Raw genomic sequence first — 23,183 nt, forward strand, 5'->3', positions numbered from 1 at the left:
ACGGTAGGTCTCACGGGAATTGCCGTGCGCTGCGAGCCTAGCGCCCAGCGCGCGGGGCGGGTAACCGGCACTCCGATGGGCGAGGTCACACCCGTCGGCCGACGCTGTAGGCCGCGGCCCGGTCGCGCACGGTGTGCAGATAGCTGGTGGACTGGTTGTAGGTGAGCAGCGCCTGCTGCCAGCCGTGCTCGGAGGTGAGATCGCCGCCGCTGACGCAGAGATAGCGGGCAGCGGTGAGCGCCGCGTCGTCGATGTTCTGCGGGTCGGCCACCCCGTCGCCGTTGGCGTCGACACCCCAGCGCTGCCAGGTCTCCGGGATGAACTGCAGCGGGCCGATCGCGCGATCGAACTCCGGATCACCGTCCATCTTGCCGCCGTCGGTGTCCTTGACCAGGGCGACACCGGGTTTGCCGTCCAGCGGGATGCCGATGATCGGCGGCCGCACCACGCCATCGGCGTCGATGTGCGAACCGCGATAGGTGCCGTGCTTGCTCTCCACGCTCGCGATGCCTGCCAGTGTGGTCCAGGCGATGCCGCACTCCGGCTTCGACCGCGCGAGCACCGCCGCCGCGTAACCGTAGGCCTCCAGCGCGACCGGCGGAATCGACATCCGGTCGGCCTGGTCCTCGGCCCACCCGCGCAATTGCAGTGCGGTGCGGCCGGGACCGTCGAGATCGATCACGGGTAGCGGGGTGCCGGGGCCGGGCGGGATGCCCTCGGGGATCGGGGGGAGATCACGATCGATCCCACAACCGGCGAGCACGAGGGTCACCATGGCGGCGACCACAGCGCCGGTTTTCTTCAGGAGCACCCCATCCATCATCCAGATCCGGCCGCGCAAGTCGAGGAATTGCCTGGTCGTCACGCTTCGGCACGGATACCTCCGTGCGTTGCGCACGCAAGCCGCTCAGCGCAGCAGGTCTCGTGTCGCGGGATGGTCCGGCGCGGCCAGGACGATGTCCGTCGCGCCGGACTCGACGATTCGCCCGTGGTCGAGCACCACCAGGCGCGGGCAGTGCGCGGCGACCAAGGCCATGTCGTGGCTGATGACCAGGAGCCCCATGGCGCGCTCGGCACGGAGGCGATCCAGCAGCGCCATGAGCGAGGCCGCGGTCGCGTGATCCAGCGCCGAGGTGACCTCGTCACAGATCAGCACCGCGGGCTCGGCCGCAAGGGCGCGGGCGACCGCGACACGTTGGCGCTGGCCACCGGAGAGCTGATGGGGGTAGCGACTCGCCAGTTCCGGCGCCAATTCCACCGCGGCCAGCAATACCGTGACATGCTGTGCCACCTGACGTCTCGGCACACCGCCGATGCGGCGCAGCGGCCTGCCCAGGGTCTGCGCGACCGTGCGCCGCGGATTCAGCGCCGAGCGCGGATTCTGGGTCACGAGCTGAATACCCTTGCTACCAAGTGATTTGCGCGCGCCCTGCGCGAGCGGCAGCGCCGCACCGCGCAGCTCGAGCGTCCCCGTCGCGCTACGGTGCAGCCCCGCGATCACCCGCGCCAGCGTGGTCTTCCCGGCGCCCGAGGCCCCCACCACGGCGAGCGCCGACCCGGCCGCCAACTCCACCTCGATCCCCGCCAGCACCTCCCGCCCCGCTATCGAGGCCGCGATCCCGTTGCCACGCAGCAACAACGGTGTGCCCTCCGGCTGCTCGTGTTCCGGCAGAGCGCCCGCGCGGACCTCGACCAGAGCACCCGCACCCGGCGAATGATCCTCGGCGACAACATGTTCGGGGCCATCGCTGATCACGTCGACCGGCGCTTGCTTCGGCCCCGCGTACCCGATCTGTTCCGCAGCGCCGCCGGCGCGCTGCTCGGCACTACGTCCCGGCGGTTCGGCCTCGGTGTCCGCGGCCGCGGCGTCGCCACCGCCCAAAGCGCGCCGGGCAAAGGCGTCCTCGAGGTCGGTGACCGCCGACGCATTCGCGAGATCGCCATCGGCAAGGTCGTCCGCGGCCTGGCCGACGGTTGTTCGGGCAGGGAGCAGGGGTGCGACGGTGAAGGTGCCGAGTTCGATCGATTGGTCGGCTATCGCGTGAATGGTGGCGGTGTCGTGGCCGGAGAGGAGGATGGCGGTGCGATGGGTGGTGGCGACCTCGGTCAGTAGGCGGGCGATGTCGGTGCGCAGGGCTCCGTGCAGGCCGGCGAGCGGTTCGTCGAGGACGAGCACGCCGGTGCGGCGGATCAGGGCGCGGGCCAGTGCGATTCGGCGCTGTTGGCCGCCGGAGAGCTCGGCGGGCCTGCGGCGCAGGTGGGCCGCCGACAGGCCGACCAGTTCCAGCGTTTGGACAAGGGTGTCCCTGGTGGCGTGCGCGGCCACCTCGCGCAGCAGGGCGTGCACGCGCATCAGCGGATTGAGCGCGGAGCCCGGATCCTGGCCGACGTAGGCCACGTGCGTCCGCCGGAACCGTTGCAGCGCGGCGTTGTCCAACGCGAACACGTCATGATCGGCGACGACCACCGAGCCCGACCGGGTGGCGCCGCGCGGCAGATCGCCGAGCAGCGCCCGCATCAAGGTGGTCTTTCCGGCACCGGACGGCCCGGTCAGCGCCGTGACGGTGCCCGCAGCGATACGAAAATCAAGCGGCCCGAACAACTCCTGCCCGTTCGAACCCCGCACCGCAAGGGCGTCGACCACCACCGGCGGACGCCGCACCGCGGTCGGTTCCGCCGACACCACCACCGCGTTACCGTGCCGCGCTTCGACGTTCATGCGTCCTGCCCCTTACCGAAGGCCGACACGGCCAGGTTGACGCTCACCGCGACGATCGCGATCGCGAGGCTCGGCGCGAGCACGGACCAGGGATTCAGCAGCATGCCGCCGGCGTTCTCGCGCACCATCACCGACCAGTTGCTCGCGCCGAGGGTGGTGGGCAGCTGCAGGAACGAGGCGGTGCTGACGAGGTAGACGGCCTCGACGAAGCGCAGCCCGAGCTGCGCGGCGAGCACCTCGCGCAGGTTCGGCACGACCTCACGGAACACCAAGTGCCACAGCGTCTCCCCGCTGGCCCGCGCGGCCTCGACATAGCCGGACGCGGCGACACCGGCGGCCGCGGCGGCGAAAACCCGTGCGCAGTAGGGGGTGCCGAACAGCAGCGCGACGACGAGCAGCCCGTAGGCGCCCGCGTCCGGCCACGAGGTCAATACGAGCAGGATGCCGAGCACAGCGGGCAGCAGCATGACGAAATCGGTGGCGCGTTCGATCAGCGTGCCGATCCGGGGGCGCAGGGCGGCCACCGTGCCGAGCACGCACGACAATCCGGTCACGGCGACCGCGATCACGGTGGCGAGCAGCAGCAGACCCCAACCGCCGTACAGCAATTGGCTCAGCACATCGCGGCCGATCCGATCGGTGCCGAGCCAGGCGTCGGCGCTCGGATCGCCGAACGGGATGCCCACGGGAGCCTGCGCGGCGTGCGGCGCGAAGCTCGGTCCCAGCACCGCGAGCACCGACACCAGCACCGCGGGCAGCACGGCGAGCAACCGCGGCAGGTTCACCCGGCGCGGGCGCGTGGCGACCGGTTCGGCGGCTCGGTCGCCGGAAATGTTCGCCGCGATCGTCCTTTTCATCGACTCCCCCGCAACGACCAGGCGCGGATCGCGTCGGCGACCGCGAGCACGCACATGATGACCACCCCGGACAACGCGACCACCGCGGCCACCACCGACACATCGCGGTCGGCGACCGAGCCGGCCAGCACGGCGCCGAGGCCCGGATAGTTGAAAATGGTCTCGACCACGAGCGCACCGCCGAGCACCATGCCGACGGTGGTCGCGAAGCTCGCCACGATCGTCGGCAGGGCGAACGGCAGTACATGCCGCAGCAGCACCGCTCTGGTGCCGATCCCGTCCAGCACAGCACTTTCCACGTGCGGTGCGCGCGCCGCGTCGACCAGCGCGGCCCGCACCACCCTGGTGTTCCAGCCGATCTGGGGAATGGCCAGCGCGAGCACCGGCAGCACCAGCATGTCGGCCCGCACCGGAAACCCGGAGCGCCCGGTGACGGTCACCGCGGGCAGCCAGCCGAGGGCCAGCGCGAAGAGCAGGATCAACAGTGTCGCCAGGACGAATTCCGGTATCGCGGCGGCGATGGTTGTCGCCGGTTGCAGTGACCGCGCACCGGCGCGGCGCAACAGCGCTGCACCGCGCCGCGACACGCCCGGCCCGTGCTTCGACCCGGCCGCCCTCGACCGCAACGGATTGCGCGCCGCCTCCTGCCGCACCGCCCACCACGCGCCGAGCAGCAGCGACACCACCACCGTCACCGCCAGCGCGAGTCCGCCGAGCAGCAGCGTCGGCGGGAACTTGTCGGCGAGTAACTCGTTGATCGAGCGCCCGCGCGCGGTGTGCCCGAAGTCGCCGGTCGCCACGCCCGCGATCCAGTCCCAGAAGCGTTGCGGCAGCGGCCGATCCAGGCCGAGCTCGTGTTCCTTCGCCGCGATCCGCTCCGGTGTCGCTTCCCGCCCGAGCACCGCGCGCGCCGTGTTGCCCGGCAGTAGGTCGACGACCACGAAAACCGTTGCGAGCAGCGCGATCAGCAGCACGACCCGGCGCGCGAACAGGCGGGCGAACAGGCTGGCGAACGCCATCACCCGGCCAACCAGGCCCGTTCCAGCTGCACCCGGGCGAAGCCGCCGAGCGTCGGCAGACCGTTGACCCGGGCGGCGGCGATATCGATGCCGTCGGCCATACCCCAGACCAGGTAGCCGCCACGATCGTGCTCGATCTGCTGGAGTTCCCGGCAGGCCTGGGTGTATTCCGAGTCACTCGGCGCGGAAAGGGCTTTCGCGGTGGCGGCGTCGAACGCGGCGTCCTTGAAGTCGGTCTCGTTGCGATTGGAACCGCTGGACATCAACTGCTTGGCGAAGAACAACGCCGAGTCGTTGGTGCCCCAGGAAACGGTGTACAGCGGCGCCTTCAGCCAGGTCTGGTCGTAGAAGGCGTTGGACTCCTGCGTGACCACGTCGAGGCGCACGCCGATCTCGGCCAGCTGGGTCGCGATGACCTTCGCCGACTCGACCTCGCCGGGCGCCTCCGCCTTGGTCACCAGCGGATAGGTGCGCCCGGTGTCGAACGCGGCCTCCCGCAGCAGGGTCTTCGCCCGTTCGAGGTCGCGCCCGCGCTGCGCGATGGACCTGTCGTAGACCGGGTCGGCGGTGCCGAGAATGTCGTTGGCCACCGTGCCGTACCCCGAGTGCACCTGCGACACCAGAGCGTCGCGGTCCACCCCGAGCCGCAGTGCGGTGCGCACCCGAGGATCGGCGAAGGGACCGTCCGAGCAGCGCATCGCCACACCGAGCATGGTGTCGTTCGCGCGCCGCACCACCTTCAGGTCGCCGCGCCCCTCGGCGGTCCGGCCCGCGATGGCACCGACATTGGACGCGAGGTCGATCTGGCCGCCGAGCACCGCGTTGCCCAGCGCCGTCACGCTCTCGAACATGCTGACCTCGATAGCGTCGAGCAGCGGCGCGGGGCCGTGCCAGCGCTCGTTGCGCACCAGCCTGGCATTGCCGTTGTCGTAGGACTCGAGCCGGAACGGCCCGGTACCAATGCCTTTGGTGAAGTCGGTGGTGTCCTTTTTGACCGTGAAGGTCATCAACCGGACCAGCAGCGGCAACTGAGTGTTCGGCTCGGGTACGGCCAGCACCACCCGATTCGGGCCGTCGGACACGATATCGGCCACGTCGGCAGGCATTTTCGAGGCGCCGCCGACTGTGCGCAGCCGTTGCAGCGACCACACCACGTCCTCGGCGGTGACCGGTGTGCCGTCGTGGAAGGTGGCGCCGTCGGCCAGGGTGAACGTCCAGCGACGGCGCTGCGCGTCCGGCTCCCACGCGGTGGCCAACCGCGGCAACACATTCGGATCGCCGCCGGGAACGGTCAGCGCGTCGTACACCAGGGAGGTGATGAGGAAATCGCTGTCGTTGCTGAGGTTGGCGTGCGGGTCGCGTTCGATCCGCGCCGCGGTACCGAGGGCGCCGACCCGCAGGGTGCCGCCACGCTGCGCCGATCCGGTGCCGTCGCGATCGTCGGAGCACGCGGCGACGAAGAGTACCGCGCCTACGCCGAGCCCGGACCTGATCAGCTGCCTACGGTTCAATCCCATTGCGCTGCCTTCTTCCTCGTGATCCCCGCGCCCTAGCACAAAATGCGGACACGGGCGAGGACAGGCTAGCCTAAACCTTGCCACCCCTCATCGATACCCGGCCGCAGTGGCAGTGAATCGGCCGATCGATCCCCAGTTCCGAACCAGCAACCGAAGTTCACCCCGGCGGCCATAGACTTCTGCTATCTTTCGACAACTCGCTTAGGTAAGCCTTGCTTAACGGAGTGCGAGCGGCTAGCTTCGCAGGGCGACGTCAATTCTGCTCTTTTCAACGATGCGAAGAAGGGATTCCCTCGGTGAAAGGCGTTCTCTCCGAACGTAAAACGCTTCACCCGCAGGATATCGAACGCCGCGAGTTCCCCGCCGCCGCCGGACGCGCGGTGCGTGAGCTTGCGCGAGAGATATCTACCACACTCGACGCGACACTCCCCAACCCTGCCGAGACGGCGCGAACGCTGACCGATCCGGTGCTCATCGCGCAGATCGACGCACGAGTCGGCGCGTTGCCCGCCGAGGTCCGACAGGTCATGCGCCCACCCGCGACCGCGGCGGGCGCGACCATCGTGAGCAAGCTGCCGCTGACCGACGACGAACTCGGCCCCACCCCGCCCAGCTGGCGCGAGGCCGCGCAGTGGAGCGGCTCGCCCGCGCGCCGCGCGCGTTCGTTCGAACTCGATCTCGTCATGCTGTTGCTGGCCCGCGCGGCGGGCGAGCCGTTCGGCTGGCAAGGTCAGCAGGGCGGTCGACTGGTCAACAACATCCTGCCCTCCCCCGGCCACGAGCACGAGCAGTCGGGCGCGAGCAGCAAGACCCTGCTCAGCCCGCACTCCGAGGATGCCTTCCATCCCGCGCGGGCCAACCTGCTGATGCTCGGCTGCCTGCGCAATCCGGACCTGGTCGGCACCACGGTGTCCTCGGTGCGCCGGGTCGAGCTGAACGCCGAGCAGCGGCGCGTGCTCAGCACGCCGGTGCTGCCGATCCTGCCGGATGTCTCCTACGGCACCGGGCACGAACGGTATTCGGCGCCGCCGCTGCCGACGCTGTGGAGTTCGGCGGGTCCGGACGAGACCACGCTGCGCTACGACCCTGCCTACACCCCGCTCGACGACGCCGACGCGACGTTCCGCGCGGCCTACGCCAGGCTCACCGCGGAACTGGAACGGGTCTGCGTCACCGCCGCGCTCTGCCCGGGTGAGCTGCTGCTGGTCGACAACGACGTCGCGGTGCACGGCCGAGTGCCGTTCACCGCGCGCTACGACGGCACCGACCGGTGGCTCAAGCGGGTGAACGTCCGCCTGCCGGAACGACCGCGCCGGGCCGAAGAGACCGACGAGAATGGTTACGGGCAACGGATCGTCGCCCCGTTCCGAGCAGCAGGCAGTTCCGCGTTCGTGTCCGGTGGCCGCGGACCGTCCCGAACGGACGGAAGCCGGGCGGACCGCCCGGCGGGCACAGAGCGGGATGAAGCACATGATCGAGGATCCGTTGAACACACGTGACCGCAGCACGCCCTTACGGGTGCTGAGCCGCAGCGACCTGGCCGGCGTGCCGATCACGCCCGGCGAGGTGGTGCGCGCGGTGGAGGACGCGTATCTCGCGTTCGCCGCGGGAGATTCGGACAATCCACGCAAGCTGAGCGTGGCGAACCCCGACGGCTGGTCGGTGTCCTACGCGATGCTCGGGCGCGACGGACGCCGCCGGGTGGTCGCGATGAAGACGTCGTACAAGTTCGATCCTGGACACGACCGCAGCACCAAGCGCTACTACACCACCATCACGCTCTACGACGACAGCACCGGCGCGCCGATCGCGCTGATGGACTGCGCCAGGGTCGGCGCGCTGCGCACCCCGGCGGTCTCGGCGCTGCTGGTGCGCGAGACCGTGCGCCGCGGCGCGGAGAGCGTATTGCTGATCGGCACCGGAACCCAGGGGCGCAACGCCCTGCCGCACCTGCTCGCCGCGAACCCGCAGCTGCGCAAGCTGATGCTCTACGGAACGCATCCGGAAGGCCTCGACGCGGTGCGTCGGCACCTCGCCGAGTACTACCCGCACGCCCTGCTGGAAACGGTCGAGGACCCGCAGGCCGCCGCGGCCACCGCCGACGTCGTGCTGGCCACCGCGGGCCCCGGCACCGAGGTCGCGCTCGAATCCGCCGACCTCGCACCGGGTTCGACGGTGGTCCTGGTCGGCTACGGGCTGGCGCCCTCGGCCCTGGTCGACGCCGATCGGGTGGTCGCCACCAGCGCCGAGCAGATGGCACTGACCGGCACCGACATGGCCGGGCCGGACGGCAAGCTGCGCGCGGTGGACGCCGAACTGCCGCAGATCCTCAGCCGCCGCGCGGTCGGACGCCGCACCGACGAGGAGCGCATCTTCGTCTACAACAGCGGCCTCGTGCTCACCGATATCGCGGTCGCGCACGCCCTCGCCGAGCGCGCCATCGAGGAAGGGCGGGGCACGGAGGTTCCGCTGTGGGACTGACGGCCCAGCCGACGCACAGCGCGACGCCGCTGCCAGCGCACGCCGACACTTGGGAGCGGCGAGCGTTCGACGATGCGAACCTGCTCGGCGATATCGCCTTTGCCGTCGGCGGTCCGTTCCACCTCATGTATCCGCCGCGGGTCGCCCGCAATATCGCGAGCTTCTACGCGGCCTTCGCCGAGGCCGGAGTCGACGGTGTCGTCTTCTACGGCAAGAAGGCGAACAAGTCCGCCGCGGTGGTCCGCGCCTGCGCCGAACACGGCGCGGGCGTGGACGTGGCGAGCGTCGGTGAGCTGACCGCCGCACTGGCACAGGGCGTTCGCGGCGACGAGCTGATGGTGACCGGTCCCGCGAAGTCCGACGAGCTGCTCTGGCTGGCCGCCCGGCACGGCGCGCTGATCGCCGTCGACGATCTCGACGAGCTCGAACGACTTGTCGCACTCGGCACTTCGGCACGCCGGGCCCGGATCCTGCTGCGGGTGCTGCCGCCCGCGTCGACCAGCCGCTTCGGCATGACCGATGCCGAGATCACCGCCGCGCTTGCCGTTCTCGACGGCGGCGACTCGGTTCGACTGGAGGGCTTCAGCTTTCACCTGTCCGGCTACGACGCGACCGCGCGGGCGGAGCTGGCGGCGACGACGATCGAGCGCTGTCTGCACGCGCGCACGCTCGGCCATCCCGCCACGACGCTGTCGATCGGCGGCGGATTCGGCGTCGACTACGTGCCCGCTGCGGCATGGTCCGCGTTCACCGACCAGGTCGATCGCTCGTGGTTCCACGCGGGTAAGTCGTTCGACTCGTACTACCCCTATCACTTCCCCGTGCCCGGCGCCGCGATGCTCACCGCGATCCTGGCGCACGACGGGCTCGCACAACGACTGCGCGACAACGCCGTTCGCCTCGCGATCGAACCGGGCCGGGCACTGCTCGCCCAGGCAGGCTGCACCGTCTTTCGAGTGCAGGGCAGCAAGATCCGCTACGCCGACGACGCGCCGTATCGGCTGCTCACCGTCGACGGCACCAGCCTCAGCCTGTCCGAGCAGTGGTTCGACAGCGAATACCTGCCCGACCCGCTGCTGTGGCCGCCTCGGCCCGGCACGCCGACCCCGACCAGCGTCGGCGCCGCCACCTGCCTCGACTCGGACATGCTCAGCTGGCGGCGGATTCCGCTGCCGCGGGCCGCCGACGTCGGCGATCTGCTGATCTACCCGAACACCGCCGGTTACCAAATGGATTCGAACGAGTCCGCCTTCCACGATCTGCCGATACCGCCCAAGATCGTGTTGCACGACGCGACGGGCGATCGGTTCCGCTGGACGCTCGACGGCTGAACCCCACCCACCACCCCGACCCGAACGAGGAGATCTCCCATGCCGCTCGTCACGCGTGTGACGGACCTGATCGGCCGCACGCCGCTGTTCGAACTGGCGGCGACCTCGACCGGCACCCGGCTGCTGCTCAAACTCGAACAGTTCAATCCGACCGGCGCGGCGAAGATCAGGATGGCGCGCGAGATGGTGCTCGATGCCGAGCGTCGCGGGTTGCTGGCCAGTGGCGGGCATATCATCGAGTCGACATCCGGGAATACCGGGCTCGGTCTCGCGGTAGTTGCTGCCGAACGTGGGTATCGCTTCACCGCGGTGGTCGATCATCACGCATGTAAGGACAAGCTGCGCGCTATGCGAGCAATGGGTGCGGAACTGGTATATGTCGCCGACGACGGCGACGACAATCTGGCCACTTCGGCGCGAGAGGACCTCGCCGAGGCGATGGCGGCCGAGCGGCCGGACGCGTACTTCACCGAGCAGCACAACAACGATGCCAACGCGGTCGGCTACTACGCGGTCGCCGAGGAGTTGCTGGAGGACGTGGAGCGGGTCGACATCCTGCTGTCCTCGGTGGGCACCGGCGGGTCGCTGTTCGGCACGGCGACGCGGCTGCGCCAACTCGGCAGGCCCGCCCGCGTGATCGGCGTCGAGCCGGTCGGCTCGATCGCCTTCGGCGGCGAGGGCGGCCCGTACTGGCAGTCCGGCACCGGAACCCCGCCCGGTGCCACCATCGGTACCGCCGTGGACTATTCGCAGTTGGACGAGGGCGTCAAGGTCACCGACGTGGCGGCCTTCGCGACCGCCCGCGCCGTCGCGGCCGAGCTGGGCCTGATGATCGGCGGCTCGGCGGGCGGCTCGGTGCACGCCGCGCTCACGCGCCTCGAGGAGTTCCCCGCGGGCTCGACCGTGGTCACCATCGTGTGCGACGGCGGCGAGAAGTACCTGGACACCGTGTTCGACGACGGCTGGATGGCCGAGCGCGAGCTGCTCGACCCCGCCGCCGAGGCACAGGTGCGCGAACTGCTGCACCGCTACACCCCCGCCGCCCGGCGCACCGAACTGGTCGAGGCGCGATGAACCGGCCGCCCGAGCATCGAACCCAGGCCGACGGCCGCACGTGCGCAGCGGAGGCGGTGCGGTGATAGCACTGTCGGGCTACCGGGCCGACAGCCGTCGGCTCACCGCGCTCGCCACGCCGATCGCGATGACGCAGTTGGCGCAGATCGCGGTGTCCACCACCAATATCGCGCTGATGGGCACGCTCGGCGTGCAGGCCGTCGCCGCGGGCGGGCTGGCGTTCGCGCTGTTCAACCAGATCCGCACCATGTGCGTCGGGCTGATCACCGCCAGCGGCAACCAGATCGCGACCGCGGTCAGCGCGGCGGGCAAGCGTGGCGAATCACCGGATGACGAGATCAAGGACGTGCTGCGATCGAGCTTCCTGATCGCCACCGTCGCTGGCATCGTCGGCGGCGCGGTGCTGATCGGGCTCGGCTGGGCGCTGCAGTGGCTCGGGCAGGACGCGGGCGTGCTCGCCGACGCCCGGCCGCTGATGGTGGCGCTGGCGCCGGGTCTGTTGCCGTGTCTGTGGTTCCAGGTGCTGCGGCAATACACCGTCGGCATGCAGCGCCCGCAGGCGCTGCTGCTGGTGACCCTCGGGTCGGTGGTGTTGAACCTGATCCTCGCGCTCGGCTTCATCCACGGCCGCGCCGGGCTGCCGCGGCTGGGCATCACCGGCATCGGCGTGGCCACCTCGCTGGTCTTCCTGATCACCTTCGGGGTGTTCTGGGTGATGGTGCGCCGCGACGCCAAACTCGGTGCCACGCTGCCACTTCGGCCCTGGCCGGTGCGGCGCTCGACCGTGCTGGCCGAGCTGCGGCTCGGTGCGCCGATCGCGCTCACCTACGGCTCGGAAGCGGGCATGTTCTCCGTGCTCGCCCTGGTGATGGGCAGCATCGGACCGGCGGCGTTGGCCGCGCACAACGTGGTGTACCAGATCATCTACATCGTGTTCCAGGTCGCCATCGGTGTGTCACACGGCGCGTCGATCCTGGTCAGCCACGCCGTGACCCGGGACGAGTTCCCGCACGCGCGCGCACTGGCCTGGCTCGCGCTGCGCCACGTCGCGGTCGTCGCGATGCTCACCGGAGCGGTCTACGTGATCGCGCCGAACCTGGTGTTGCGGCCCTTCCTGAGTTCGCAGGACACCGCCACCGTGCAGATCGCGCACACGCTGCTGCTGATCGGCATCGTGCTGCAATTCTTCGACGCCGCGCAGAACATCGGCACCGGGCTGTTGCGCGGGCTCAAGGAGACCAACGCGGGCTTCCGGCTCTCGCTGATCGGCTACTGGGGCGTCGGGCTTCCGGTCGCTCTGCTGCTGGCCTACCCGGCCGGCCTCGGCGCCGCCGGCGTCTGGTGGGGACTCACCGCAGGCCTGGCCACGACCGCGGTCCTGATGCTGCGGCGCTACTTCGCACTGCTGGACGAACGCGAGCGGGACCGCCGCCGGGTGGTGCCGGAAGTCTCCGAACACCTCGCCAGCCCGAGCTGATCCCTCGTGCGGGCCCTCGGTGATCGCGGCGGATCGCGGCGCGATCACCGGGCCCGAGCGTCGATCATCGGCTCAGATGTTGACGCCGTAGTCGCGGGCGATACCCGCCAGGCCCGAGGCGTACCCCTGGCCGATGGCACGGAACTTCCACTCGTTGCTGTGCCGGTACAGCTCGCCGAACACCATCGCGGTCTCGGTCGAGGCGTCCTCGGTCAGGTCGTAACGCGCGAGTTCGATGCCGGTCGCCGCGTCCACCACCCGGATGAACGCATTGCGGATCTGGCCGAACGACTGTCCCCGCGCGTCCGCGTCGTGGATCGACACGGGGAAGAAGATGTTCGTGATCGACGGTGGAGTCGCGCTCAGGTCGACGTTGATCACCTCGTCATCGCCCTCGCCCTCACCGGTGAGGTTGTCGCCGGTGTGCTCGATCGAGCCGTCGGGCGAGCGCAGGTTGTTGTAGAACACGAAGTGCTGATCCGACAGCACTTTCAGATTGGGACCGGTGGCCAGCGCACTCGCGTCCAGGTCGTAGTCCGCACCGGTGGTGGTGCGCACGTCCCAACCCAGACCCACCGCGACCTTACTGAGGTTGGCTGCCTGCTTGGACAGTGAAACATTGCCGCCCTTGGCGAGTGTGACGCTCATGATCTCCTTCCATGCGGCCGGTTCAACCGCCGTGGTTCTCGATGGTGCTATCCCGAAACCGGTTGAGCCGGTTCAGTTCTGGTTGTCCGCCCAGGAGCGCAACGTGGCCACCCTGCCCTCCAGGGCCTGCAATTCGGCCGAGTCGAGCACGGTGCGCTGGATGCCCTTGTCGACCTCGAAGGCCGACTGCCGGTGGTCGTCGATCGTGTCGACGTCGATTTGCACCGCCGCATAGTCCGCGGCATCGGGCATCTGCTCCGCGATCACCTTCGCGGCGCCCCTGGCACACAGCGCGACATTGCCGCCGCCGAGGATCAGCAGCGCCACCTGCGGGCGTTCCCGCAAACGGGCCAGTGATCCGCGATCGAACTTGAGGCTGAGCAGAATGCGCCGATCGCCCGCCCGGACCGGCCAGGACACCGGGATCGCGTGCGGTGCGGGATCGGTGGTCACCAGCACCGCGATGGTCTCTCTCGGCCACTGGGGTAGCACGTCCAGCACGGGATGATCAGCGTGATCTGTCGAGTGGTCTTGACGTTGCGCAGGGCTCGCTCCGGCCGCCATCTTGGTCACCTCATGGATCGTCACGCGCGACGGGCTGTGCCGCGCTTGCCTAACCAGTCTAAAGTGCTGGGCCACTTGCCCGCTGGCGCTGCCCCCGATGTCCCGCGGATCTCAGCGGACTATCAGGCCGAGGTGAGGGTAGGTATCGCTAACCGGGACGCCCAGGCACGCGCCATGTCCCTGGCCCGGATATCGGTGGACGCGTCGTGGCGCGCGTGCTCGCCGAACTGCGCCGCGCCGCACGCGATCAACCGCGTGGCGGCGATCTCGCCGCCGCGGTTGAAGGTGTCGCCGTAGACGCTGTCGCCGAGGCCGAATACCGCGAACCGCAAGCCGGTCAGGTCCGGCGCGCTCGCGTCGAGCTGGTCGAAGAACGGTTCGGCGCCCGTCGGCAGATCACCGTCGCCGTAGGTGGAGCACACGATGATGTGCACATCGCGCACGTCGAGATCGTCGACGGCGAACTCGGCCATATCGTAGATCGACACGTCATGCGCCGAGAGCTCGTCGGCGACGCAGTCCGCGACGGCCTCGGCCGTGCCCATCTCGGATCCGAACAGTATGACGACGCGCACCGAACGTGCTCCCTTCTCACCGGCTCCAAGGTTGGTGAGGCTAGCCTAATTTAGCACGCCTACAGTTGCCAGCCCTTCGTCGCGGACCGGCCCGGACATGACGACGATCACGACGCCCGCCGCCCGGCCGACCACTCACATTCGAGCGGGCCGGACGAAATCGGAGCTACGCGGGAACGTTGCGGGCGCACGCGCGGCGAGTGGCAGCGGAACGGCAGCAGGTGGGACGGGATGTCCCGATTGACGAAATGTCACCTTGGATGCATCATTCGTACAGCTCCCATTGTTGTCTGGGACATCTTCCTTCGCCGGCCGATGACTGTCCGGCCCAGCCTGCTGTATCTCGTGCGCATGCTCGGTCGTTCGCGCCACGACGCACGGATCCGGCACGACCATCTGTGACGCTTTGCGTTCTGCCGTGAGTGAGGTGAAAACGAAATGGTTTACCGCTCGTCTACATACCGCGTGATCAATTCGTCCCTGCGCTACGGCCTGGTCCCCCACTTCTGAATGCGACCGCGCCGGGCGCGGCGCTGTCCCAGCCGAAGTCGACGATTTCGGCGGGGTCGCCGCTCGGCTCCGGCGCGGTGCCTAGATCTCGTACTCAGGCAATGCATTTCGAGAAGTGGAGAAACCGATGATGGACATGGGGGCAGTGAATTCCGGCGCGATCGAGATGGCGACCCCGCCGTTGGCAGGCAATCTCGCGGTATCCGAGGCGATGATCGCCGATCTGGGCTACCTGCGCTCCGAACTCGCGGCGGCGGAGGTGCCGTTCCTGCTGGTGCGCGACCGCGACCACCGGCTGGTCCTGGCCGCCGACGCGGCACATCACTCGATGGTGCGGCGGGTCACGGCGGCCGCGCTGACCGCCGGGTTCACCTGCGTGGAGTTACAGCGCAATGTGTTCCGGCTCGGCCGCGACCACGACCCGGCCCATCACGTCGAGCTGGAGCTGTGGGAGTACCACGGTGACACGGTCGAGTGCCCGCGCCCGAACGCGCTGACCCGCAACGTCTTCGACCTCGCCGACATCGAGTACACCCAGGTGCTGCTGTTCGACCGGGCATGGCCGACCCTGGTGGACATGTTCGCCGCGCAGACCAGCGACGTGAACTTCGACATCGACCTGGTGTTCTCCTGGGTGGACGGCTCCGACCCGGAGTTCCGCGCCCGGCGCGCGGGCATGCTCGCACAGGTCGTGGTCGGCGAGGGGGACGACGCGGACGCGCGCATCCGCCAGATCGACGAGCTGAAATACGCGCTGCGGTCGGTATACAAGAACGCGCCATGGATCCGGCGGATCTTCATCGCCACCGATTCCACCGTGCCGCAATGGTTGACCACGCATCCGAAGGTGACGATTGTCCGTGCGCTGGACCACTTCTCGGATACCAGCGGGCTGCCCGTCTTCAATTCCCACGCGGTGGAATGCCAGTTGCAGCACATCGAGGGGCTCAGCGAGCACTTCCTGTACTCCAACGACGACATGTTCTTCGCGCGTCCGGTGCGGCCGTCGATGTTCTTCACCGCGGGTGGCGTGAGCCGTTTCATCGAGGCGGACACCCGAATCGGTCCCGGCCGGAACAACGAGCGGCGCAGCGGTTTCGAGAATGCCGCGCGGGTGAACCGGGAACTGCTCGCGAACCGTTTCGGCCACGTCATCACCCGGCATCTGGAACACACCCCGGTTCCGTTGCGCCGCAGCGTATTACTGGAAATGGAAGCGGAGTTCGCCGACGACTTCGCGCGCACCAGGACGAGCAGGTTCCGCGCGGCCACCGATATCTCGGTGACCAACTCGCTCTACCACTACTACGCGCTGCTCACCGGTCGCGCGGTGCCGCAGGAAGCGGCGCGGATGCGCTATGTCGACACCACGAGCCACAAGGGCCTCGCGCTGCTCGACGGGATCGAACGTCGTCGCGATGTGGATTTCTTCTGCCTCAACGACGGCAGCTTCCCCGAGATCAGCGAGGCCGAGCGGGTGCGCGCGGTATCGGAGTTCCTGAACCGCTACTTCCCGGACCCCGCGCCGTGGGAGCGGCTCAGCGCACCGTCTCGTCTGATTCCGGAGTCGTCGCCCGGCGCCGCATGACGTGGGGGATGCGCGCGGCGGGCGGGATCACGATGCCCTCGGCCGCCAGCGTGTCCCTGGCCTCGTCCGCGCTCGACGGTGACCCCACCGTCGGGCCGCGGTCGATCGGCACCACCGAGTGCACCACGGTGTCCGGGTAGACGTGCACGTAGTTGAATGCCTGGGCGCCGTCGCGCCCGCGCAGGCCGCCCGTGGCCACGCCGAGATCCTGGCTGTAGCAGGTCGAGGAGGCCACCGAGACCGGGATGCCCGCGAAGGTGGCGCTGGTGGAGAAGTGCAGGTGCCCCGCCAGGATGGCGCGCACGTCGCTGCCGTCCAGCACGTCGACCAGCCTGCGCTGCTCGCGCAATTCCACGGTGACGGCGAGGTCGAGCACGCACGGGATGGGTGGGTGATGCATGGCGAGGATGGTGCCGAAGGGAGCGGGCTCGGCCAGCACCGAGCGCAGCCAGGCCAGCTGATCGTCGGTGATCTCGCCGTAGTGGTGCCCGGGGACCGAGGTGTCCAGCGCGATGATGCGCAGGCCGTCGATCAGGTGCACCCGGTCCAGCGGAGCGGTCGAGGCGCGCTCGCCCAGCAGCTTGCGGCGCAGGGTACCCCGGTCGTCGTGGTTTCCGGTCACCCACACGATGGGCGCGGGCAAACTGCGCGCGAACGGCTCGACCATCGCCTTGAGCTTGTCGTAGGCACCGGGCTCGCCGCGATCGGTGAGATCGCCGGTGAACACCAGGGCGGTGGGCTTGATCCCGCTCGACGCCGCCTGCTCGAGCAGCTGGCGTAACCGCACGTCGGCATCGACGTCGCCGTACAGATCGCCGTCGCCGGAGATCAAATGGGTGTCGCTGAAATGGAACAACACATGGTCGGGTCGCGGGTGCTCCGCGACTCTGCTGATGTGCACCGGACCGAACGTCCTCCCCGGCGGTTTGCCCGCCATTGGCTTCGGATTCCACCGCCACAATAGCGAAGGACTACCGACTGGTTTCCCGCCGGACGGTGACGACATGCTTGCGGGAAGGTGAGAATTTCATGTCGAATCCCGTGCCGGACACCTATCAACCATTCGCGAACAAGGGTGCGTGTGTTATCGCCTGCCGAGCGCGTCGGCGGCACGCATCGCGTCCAGGACCATCCCGGCGTCGACCTCGAACGGCTCGTTGTGCATCGTTTCGCCCGGCGCGGTGGCCCGGGTCGCGATCGCGGCCAGCGTGCTCGCCCCGGCGTCGGCCAGGCCGAGCGCGGCGAGGGTGGTCGGCAGGCCGACGGCGGCGCAGAAGTCGAGCACCGTGTCGATCTCGGCGCTCGGCGCGCCCTCCAGCACCAGCTGGGTGAGCACGCCGAAGGCGACTTTCTCACCGTGCAGATACGCGTGGGTCTGCGGGGCCGCGGTCAGCCCGTTGTGCACGGCGTGCGCCGCGGCCAGCCCCGAGGATTCGAACCCCAGACCGGACAGCAGCGTATTGGCCTCGACGATCCGTTCCAGCGCGGGCGTCACGGCCTGCTCGCGCACCGCGGCCAAGGCCTGGCGGCCGTCGGCGAGCAGCGTGCGGTAGCAGAGCTCGGCCAATGCCGTGGCGCTGCGGGTCGACGCGCCGCCGCGCATGTTGCGCACCCGCGCCGCGGTACAGGTCCTGGCCTCGAACCAGGTGGCGAGCGCGTCACCCATGCCCGCGGCGAGCAGCCGGGCCGGGGCCTGCGCGATGACCGAGGTGTCCACCAGCACCAGCGCGGGATTGCGGTGCACCAGCTGATAGGTCTCGACTTCGCCTGCGGCGGTGTAGATCACCGACAGCGCGCTGCACGGCGCGTCGCTGGAGGCGGTGGTCGGGCAGCTGACCATCGGCAGACCCAGGTCATCGGCCACGGCGCGAGCTGAATCGAGCACCTTGCCGCCGCCGGCGCCGAGCACGGCGGTGCAGCCGCTCTCGCGCACCGCCTCGGTGATCTGGGCGATCTCCGTCCTGGTGCAGTCGCCACTCGAAACATGCACGGAATAGGCGATTTTCGCATCCGTCAGCGAGCGTTCCCAGGTGTCGGCCAGCAGGCGCCGCGCGCTGCCGCCCGCCACGATCAGCACCGGGCCGTCGAGCCCGAGCCTGCTCAGCTGCTCCCCGAGCGCGGCGGTGGCGTCGCGCCCCTGCACGTAGTGTCCCGGTGACGAAAACACGCTCAGCATCCGGTCTCGACCTCCCGTTCCACTCGACTCCGCCCTCCTGCGGACTCCGTCGCAACGCTACGCCCGCGCCCAAGCCATCGTCAGCGAACAACCGGACGGCCGAGCCACAGTGCACCGGCGACCACGCGGTCGGCGGGCGTCCCGGATCGCCGAGAAACGTGCCGAAGTCCCTGGACAGAGCCTACGTCCAGTACTTGCGCCACTCGGCGGCCGTGAGCGGAGCGCGCTCACCGCGGGCGAGTTCGGCCGCGTCCTCGGTGGCGCGGATGGCGGCGGCGAACTCGACGGTGGCTTTGCGCAGCCGTTCCTCGGCACTGTCGGGGCCACCCAAATGCACGACAGTGAGTTCGGCCGGGATGAGGTCGTCGGGCAGGCCTGCCTTGGAGCTGCGCTCGCGCACCTTCTCGGCGAGCGCGAGGGCGGGCTGAGCCATCGCGATGCCGTCCAGGCAGGAGCGCCGGGCCTTCTCCGCGGATTTGCGTTCCTCCCAGGCGGATTCCTGGGCGGCGATCTTCTCCTCGAGCGTGGTATCGGCGGCGAACTCGGTGTCGCGCAGCGAGGGACTGCGGTTGACGAGCTTGGCGACCAGCGCGGCGGCCACGTCGTCGACCGTGAATTCGCCTGCGGCCTCGGCGATTCGGGAGTGGAACAGAACCTGCAGCAGCAGATCGCCCAACTCCTCCTTGATGGTCTCGGCATCGCTGTGCTGGATCGCGTCGAGCAGCTCGTAGGTCTCCTCGAGCAGGTACGGACGCAGCGAATCGTGGGTCTGGGTGACCTCCCAGCCACCGAACTGCCAGAGCCGGTCCATCACCTCGACCGCGCCGGCCAAGCCAGCGGCGATCACGGCGGTACCGGATCGGGCCGCGCCCTCCGACTCGGCGCCGGTGGACCTGCTGGCGGCGGCATGCCGGGCGGCGCGCAGGATGGCCTCGTCGCGGTCGGTCATCGGGCGACCGTCACCTCGGTCGCGGTGGTGAGATCCACTGCGCCCTGAGCCTTTCCGTCCAGGGCCAGCAGCAGGTCGGCGACGTACTGGAGCAGCACGACGTCGCGGACCCGCTCGGCGCCGACGCTGTCCTCGACCCGCGGCAGCGGCAGCGAGATCACCCCGCTGGCCGCGCGATATCCGGCGCTTGGGTAGATCCGCTTGAGCCGCATCTGTTTGGAGTCGGGCAGATGCAGCGGCGAGATCTTCAGCGTGGTCCCGGTGACCGCGATCTCGGTGACCTCGTATTCGCGGGCCAGCAGCCGCAGCTTCGCCACCGAGACCAGGCGGCCGACCTCCACCGGCAGCGGGCCGTACCGGTCGACGAGCTCCTCGACGACCGAGGCGAGGGTCGAATCATCCTGTGCGGAGGCGAGTTTGCGATACGCCTCGAGCCGCAGCCGATCGCTGGCGATGTAGTCGGGCGGGATGTGCGCGTCGACCGGGAGATCGATGCGCACCTCCTTCGGTTCCTCGGTGACGATCGGCTTACCGTCGGCGGCGGCCCGGTAGGCCTCGACGGCCTCGCCGACCAGCCGGACGTACAGGTCGAAACCGACGCCCGCGACATGCCCGGACTGCTCGGCGCCGAGCACGTTGCCCGCGCCACGGATCTCGAGGTCCTTCATCGCGACCGCCATGCCCGCGCCCAGGTCGGAGTTCTGCGCGATGGTGGCCAACCGGTCGTAGGCGGTCTCGGTGAGCGGCTTCTCCGGCGGATACAGGAAATAGGCGTAACCGCGCTCCCGGCTGCGCCCGACCCGGCCGCGCAGCTGGTGCAGCTGCGAAAGGCCGAGTGCGTCGGCCCGTTCCACGATCAGGGTGTTGGCGTTGGAGATGTCGAGGCCGGTCTCGATGATGGTGGTGCAGATGAGCACGTCGAACTCGCGCTCCCAGAAACCGGCGACGGTGGACTCGAGCGCGTCCTCGTTCATCTGGCCGTGCGCGACCGCGACCCGCGCCTCGGGCACCAGGTCGCGAATTCGCTTGGCCGCCTTGTCGATCGAGGACACCCGGTTGTGCACGTAGAAGACCTGGCCGTCGCGCAGCAGCTCGCGCCGGATCGCGGCGGTGACCTGCTTGTCGTTGTACGCGCCGACATAGGTGAGCACCGGGTGCCGCTCCTCGGGCGGGGTGAGGATGGTCGACATCTCGCGAATACCGGCCAGGCTCATCTCCAAGGTGCGCGGAATCGGTGTCGCCGACATGGTGAGCACGTCGACGTGGGTGCGCAGGGCCTTGATGTGCTCCTTGTGCTCGACGCCGAAGCGCTGTTCCTCGTCGACCACCACCAGCCCCAGGTCCTTCCAACGCACGCCGGTCTGCAGCAGACGGTGCGTGCCGACCACGATGTCGACGCTGCCGTCGGCCATGCCCTCCAGGACCGCGCGCGCGTCGGCCGGGTCGGTGAACCGGGACAGGCCCTTCACGGTGATCGGGAAACCCGCGACGCGCTCGGTGAAGGTTTGCAGATGTTGTTGCGCCAGTAGCGTTGTCGGCACCAGCACGACCACCTGCTTGCCGTCCTGCACCGCCTTGAAGGCCGCGCGCACCGCGATCTCGGTCTTGCCGTAGCCGACGTCGCCGCACACCACCCGGTCCATCGGAACCGGCTTCTCCATATCCGACTTGACCTCGGCGATGGCGGTCATCTGGTCGACGGTCTCGGTGAACGCGAACGCGTCCTCCATCTCCTGCTGCCACGGGGTGTCCGGCCCGAAGGCGTGTCCGGGCGCGGCTTGCCGGGCCGCGTACAGCTGCACCAGCTCACCGGCGATCTCGCGAACCGCCTTGCGCGCCTTGCGTTTCGTGTTCGCCCAGTCCGAGCCGCCCAGCTTGGACAGGCTCGGTAGCTCACCGCCGACATAGCGCGAGAGCTGATCGAGCGACTCCATCGGCACGAACAGCCGGTCACCCGGCTGGCCGCGCTTGCCGGGCGCGTACTCGATGACGAGGTACTCACGCCGGGCGCCGCCGACAGTGCGTTCGATCATCTCGACGAACCGGCCGATGCCGTGCTGATCGTGCACCACCATGTCCCCCGCGCTCAACGCCAGCGGGTCGACCTGGTTGCGCCGCTTGGCAGGCAGCCGCTTGCCCTCGCCGGGTGCGGTGACCCGGTTGCCGGTGAGATCGGACTCGGCGACGACGACCAGCCCGGCATCATCGAAGATCAGGCCGTCGTGCAGCGAGCCGCACAGCACACCGACCAGGCCCGGCGCGGGTTCGGCGCCCGGTTCCATGGCCGCGGCGGGCACCTCGGCGTCGGCGAGACGTTCCAGAACGCGTTGGGCCGTACCGTGTCCGGCCACGACGACCACGGCGCGACCGCCGGTGGTCACGTGGGCGCGCAGCGAGGCGAAGATGGTCGCGACGAGTTCGTCGGAGCCGCGCGCGGCGGGCCCGGCCTGCACCGGCAGCACCACCTCCGCGGGCGCACCTGAGGTGAGCGGGGTCAGCGTCCACCACGGCAGGCCCTGCTGATCGGCGCTCTCGTGCACGGTGGACAGCGGACGGTAGCCGGAGGCGGCCAGATCGAGGCCGTGCGCGCCGAGCGGCGCGGCCGCGCCGAACGACGCCGCGGTCCACGACGCCTCCAGGAACTCCTCGCCGGTGCGCACCAGATCGGCGGCGCGGGTCCGGATCTTCTCCGGATCACACAGCAGGACATGGGTTCCCGCGGGCAGCACCTCGGTGAGCAGGCACAGCTCGCCGGGTTGCAGCACGGGCAGCAGGGCCTCCATGCCGTCCACCGGGACGCCCTGGGCCAGCTTCTCCAGCATCTCGGCCAGGGCGGCGTCGGCCGCGTTGTCGACCGCGACCTGCGCCGCGCGCGCCCGCACCGCGTCGGTGAGCAACAGCTCGCGACACGGCGGCGCGACGACGACCTCGACCGACACCTCGCTCAGCGAGCGCTGGTCGGCGACCGAGAACGGGCGCAGCTCGGTGATCTCGTCGCCCCAGAACTCCACGCGCACCGGATGATCCGCGGTCGGCGGGAAGAGGTCGAGGATGCCGCCGCGCACCGCGAACTCACCGCGCTTGCCGACCATGTCGACCCTGCTGTAGGCGAATTCGACCAGGCGCGTGAGTAATTCGTCGAAATCCAGTTCGGCGCCGACGCGCAGCACCACCGGCTCGATATCGCCGAGGCCGACGGCCATCGGCTGCATCAGCGAACGCACGGTGGTCACCACCACGCGCAGCGGTTCGGCGAAGACCGGGTCGTGCGGGTGGGCCAGCCTGCGCAGCACCTCGAGCCTGCGCCCGACCGTGTCCGCGCCCGGCGAGAGCCGCTCGTGCGGCAGGGTCTCCCAGGAGGGGAACTGCGCGACCGTATCGCCGAGCATCTCCGCCAGTTCGACGGTCAGATCATCGGCCTCGCGTCCGTTCGCGGTGACCACCACCAGCGGCCGCTGCGCCGCGATCGTCGCGGCGACGAACGGGCGCACCGCGGACGGGGCGACCAGCTCGACCGAGGACTTGCCGACCAGCTCGGCGACGGTCTGCAACGCGGCATCCGCACCGGCGACCGCCGCCAGTCCGGCCAGCGGTGGACGATGGGTCGACATGTACAACTCCTGAGCTCAAGCTGCGGTTTCGAGCGGCCAGCCAAAGTTTAGCTGCCCGCCCCGAGGCGAATACCTGCCCGTCTCCCC

General features: G+C 69.5%; 18 protein-coding genes. 6 read left to right on the forward strand and 12 right to left on the reverse strand.

Annotated features, from left to right (window positions below):
• Positions 1-85 precede the first annotated feature (85 nt).
• The 5 genes from F5X71_RS31140 to F5X71_RS31165 form a co-directional block, all read right to left on the reverse strand.
• A complete protein-coding gene (locus tag F5X71_RS31140; protein ID WP_167466879.1) occupies positions 86-820 on the reverse strand; it encodes a lytic murein transglycosylase in 735 nt (244 codons plus the stop codon).
• 87 nt (positions 821-907) lie between these two features.
• A complete protein-coding gene (locus F5X71_RS37300) occupies positions 908-2,719 on the reverse strand; it encodes an ABC transporter ATP-binding protein (RefSeq protein WP_238815568.1) in 1,812 nt (603 codons plus the stop codon).
• Complete coding sequence (locus F5X71_RS31155; RefSeq protein ID WP_167465212.1) at positions 2,716-3,576, reverse strand: ABC transporter permease; 861 nt, start codon at positions 3,574-3,576, stop codon at positions 2,716-2,718. Before F5X71_RS31155 ends, F5X71_RS37300 begins: the two co-directional genes overlap by 4 nt.
• Positions 3,573-4,595, reverse strand: a complete 1,023-nt coding sequence (locus F5X71_RS31160; protein ID WP_167465213.1) for an ABC transporter permease — start codon at positions 4,593-4,595, stop codon at positions 3,573-3,575. The genes F5X71_RS31155 and F5X71_RS31160 overlap by 4 nt, the downstream gene beginning before the upstream one ends.
• The gene (locus tag F5X71_RS31165; RefSeq protein ID WP_167465214.1) at positions 4,595-6,112 is read right to left on the reverse strand and encodes an ABC transporter substrate-binding protein; all 1,518 of its coding nucleotides are present in this window, start codon (positions 6,110-6,112) and stop codon (positions 4,595-4,597) included. The genes F5X71_RS31160 and F5X71_RS31165 overlap by 1 nt, the downstream gene beginning before the upstream one ends.
• Positions 6,113-6,408: 296 nt before the next feature.
• Between F5X71_RS31165 and F5X71_RS31170 the strand changes: the two genes are divergently transcribed.
• From F5X71_RS31170 to F5X71_RS31190, 5 genes are all read left to right on the forward strand, one after another.
• Positions 6,409-7,611, forward strand: coding sequence for a TauD/TfdA family dioxygenase (locus tag F5X71_RS31170; protein WP_167465215.1), 1,203 nt, complete (start codon positions 6,409-6,411; stop codon positions 7,609-7,611).
• A complete protein-coding gene (locus F5X71_RS31175) occupies positions 7,583-8,593 on the forward strand; it encodes an ornithine cyclodeaminase family protein (RefSeq protein ID WP_174817168.1) in 1,011 nt (336 codons plus the stop codon). The genes F5X71_RS31170 and F5X71_RS31175 overlap by 29 nt, the downstream gene beginning before the upstream one ends.
• Positions 8,584-9,924 (forward strand): alanine racemase, encoded by a 1,341-nt coding sequence (locus F5X71_RS31180; protein ID WP_167465216.1) that lies wholly within the window; start codon positions 8,584-8,586, stop codon positions 9,922-9,924. Before F5X71_RS31175 ends, F5X71_RS31180 begins: the two co-directional genes overlap by 10 nt.
• Before the next feature lie 39 nt (positions 9,925-9,963).
• Positions 9,964-10,998: a PLP-dependent cysteine synthase family protein gene (locus tag F5X71_RS31185; RefSeq protein WP_167465217.1), complete on the forward strand. Its 1,035-nt coding sequence runs from the start codon at positions 9,964-9,966 to the stop codon at positions 10,996-10,998.
• Positions 10,999-11,062: 64 nt separating this feature from the next.
• Positions 11,063-12,475 (forward strand): MATE family efflux transporter, encoded by a 1,413-nt coding sequence (locus tag F5X71_RS31190; protein WP_167466881.1) that lies wholly within the window; start codon positions 11,063-11,065, stop codon positions 12,473-12,475.
• Positions 12,476-12,547: 72 nt separating this feature from the next.
• Here the strand turns inward: F5X71_RS31190 and F5X71_RS31195 are convergent, their stop codons facing one another.
• From F5X71_RS31195 to F5X71_RS31205, 3 genes are all read right to left on the reverse strand, one after another.
• Entirely contained in the window at positions 12,548-13,123 is a 576-nt protein-coding gene (locus F5X71_RS31195; protein ID WP_167465218.1) for a TerD family protein, read from the reverse strand.
• 72 nt (positions 13,124-13,195) lie between these two features.
• Positions 13,196-13,711 (reverse strand): hypothetical protein, encoded by a 516-nt coding sequence (locus F5X71_RS31200; protein ID WP_238815569.1) that lies wholly within the window; start codon positions 13,709-13,711, stop codon positions 13,196-13,198.
• A 98-nt stretch (positions 13,712-13,809) separates the two neighbouring features.
• Positions 13,810-14,262 (reverse strand): flavodoxin domain-containing protein, encoded by a 453-nt coding sequence (locus F5X71_RS31205; RefSeq protein ID WP_167465219.1) that lies wholly within the window; start codon positions 14,260-14,262, stop codon positions 13,810-13,812.
• Positions 14,263-14,908: 646 nt separating this feature from the next.
• Between F5X71_RS31205 and F5X71_RS31210 the strand changes: the two genes are divergently transcribed.
• Entirely contained in the window at positions 14,909-16,360 is a 1,452-nt protein-coding gene (locus F5X71_RS31210) for a stealth family protein (RefSeq protein ID WP_428981510.1), read from the forward strand.
• On the opposite strand, the gene F5X71_RS31215 is transcribed toward F5X71_RS31210, so the two are convergent.
• The 4 genes from F5X71_RS31215 to mfd form a co-directional block, all read right to left on the reverse strand.
• Positions 16,311-17,261, reverse strand: a complete 951-nt coding sequence (locus tag F5X71_RS31215; RefSeq protein WP_174817169.1) for a phosphodiesterase — start codon at positions 17,259-17,261, stop codon at positions 16,311-16,313. The two genes, F5X71_RS31210 and F5X71_RS31215, sit on opposite strands and share 50 nt — an antisense overlap.
• 183 nt (positions 17,262-17,444) lie before the next feature.
• Positions 17,445-18,536, reverse strand: coding sequence for a glycerol dehydrogenase (locus F5X71_RS31220; protein ID WP_167465221.1), 1,092 nt, complete (start codon positions 18,534-18,536; stop codon positions 17,445-17,447).
• A 181-nt stretch (positions 18,537-18,717) separates the two neighbouring features.
• Positions 18,718-19,485, reverse strand: a complete 768-nt coding sequence (locus tag F5X71_RS31225) for a MazG family protein (protein ID WP_428981419.1) — start codon at positions 19,483-19,485, stop codon at positions 18,718-18,720.
• Positions 19,482-23,096 (reverse strand): transcription-repair coupling factor, encoded by a 3,615-nt coding sequence (mfd, locus tag F5X71_RS31230; protein ID WP_167465222.1) that lies wholly within the window; start codon positions 23,094-23,096, stop codon positions 19,482-19,484. The genes F5X71_RS31225 and mfd overlap by 4 nt, the downstream gene beginning before the upstream one ends.
• Between the last annotated feature and the right edge of the window lie 87 nt (positions 23,097-23,183).

Origin of the sequence: Nocardia brasiliensis, assembly GCF_011801125.1 — a bacterium.
Lineage (GTDB): Bacteria > Actinomycetota > Actinomycetes > Mycobacteriales > Mycobacteriaceae > Nocardia > Nocardia brasiliensis_C.

Coding starts and splice junctions, on each gene's coding strand:
- F5X71_RS37300 (WP_238815568.1), bottom strand. CDS start 2,719: ATGAACGTCGAAGCGCGGCACGGTAACGCGGTGGTGGTGTCGGCGGAA.
- F5X71_RS31185 (WP_167465217.1), top strand. CDS start 9,964: ATGCCGCTCGTCACGCGTGTGACGGACCTGATCGGCCGCACGCCGCTG.
- F5X71_RS31165 (WP_167465214.1), bottom strand. CDS start 6,112: ATGGGATTGAACCGTAGGCAGCTGATCAGGTCCGGGCTCGGCGTAGGC.
- F5X71_RS31160 (WP_167465213.1), bottom strand. CDS start 4,595: ATGGCGTTCGCCAGCCTGTTCGCCCGCCTGTTCGCGCGCCGGGTCGTG.
- F5X71_RS31155 (WP_167465212.1), bottom strand. CDS start 3,576: ATGAAAAGGACGATCGCGGCGAACATTTCCGGCGACCGAGCCGCCGAA.
- F5X71_RS31225 (WP_428981419.1), bottom strand. CDS start 19,485: ATGACCGACCGCGACGAGGCCATCCTGCGCGCCGCCCGGCATGCCGCC.
- F5X71_RS31140 (WP_167466879.1), bottom strand. CDS start 820: ATGGATGGGGTGCTCCTGAAGAAAACCGGCGCTGTGGTCGCCGCCATG.
- F5X71_RS31220 (WP_167465221.1), bottom strand. CDS start 18,536: ATGCTGAGCGTGTTTTCGTCACCGGGACACTACGTGCAGGGGCGCGAC.
- F5X71_RS31195 (WP_167465218.1), bottom strand. CDS start 13,123: ATGAGCGTCACACTCGCCAAGGGCGGCAATGTTTCACTGTCCAAGCAG.
- F5X71_RS31210 (WP_428981510.1), top strand. CDS start 14,909: ATGGGGGCAGTGAATTCCGGCGCGATCGAGATGGCGACCCCGCCGTTG.
- F5X71_RS31175 (WP_174817168.1), top strand. CDS start 7,583: ATGATCGAGGATCCGTTGAACACACGTGACCGCAGCACGCCCTTACGG.
- mfd (WP_167465222.1), bottom strand. CDS start 23,096: ATGTCGACCCATCGTCCACCGCTGGCCGGACTGGCGGCGGTCGCCGGT.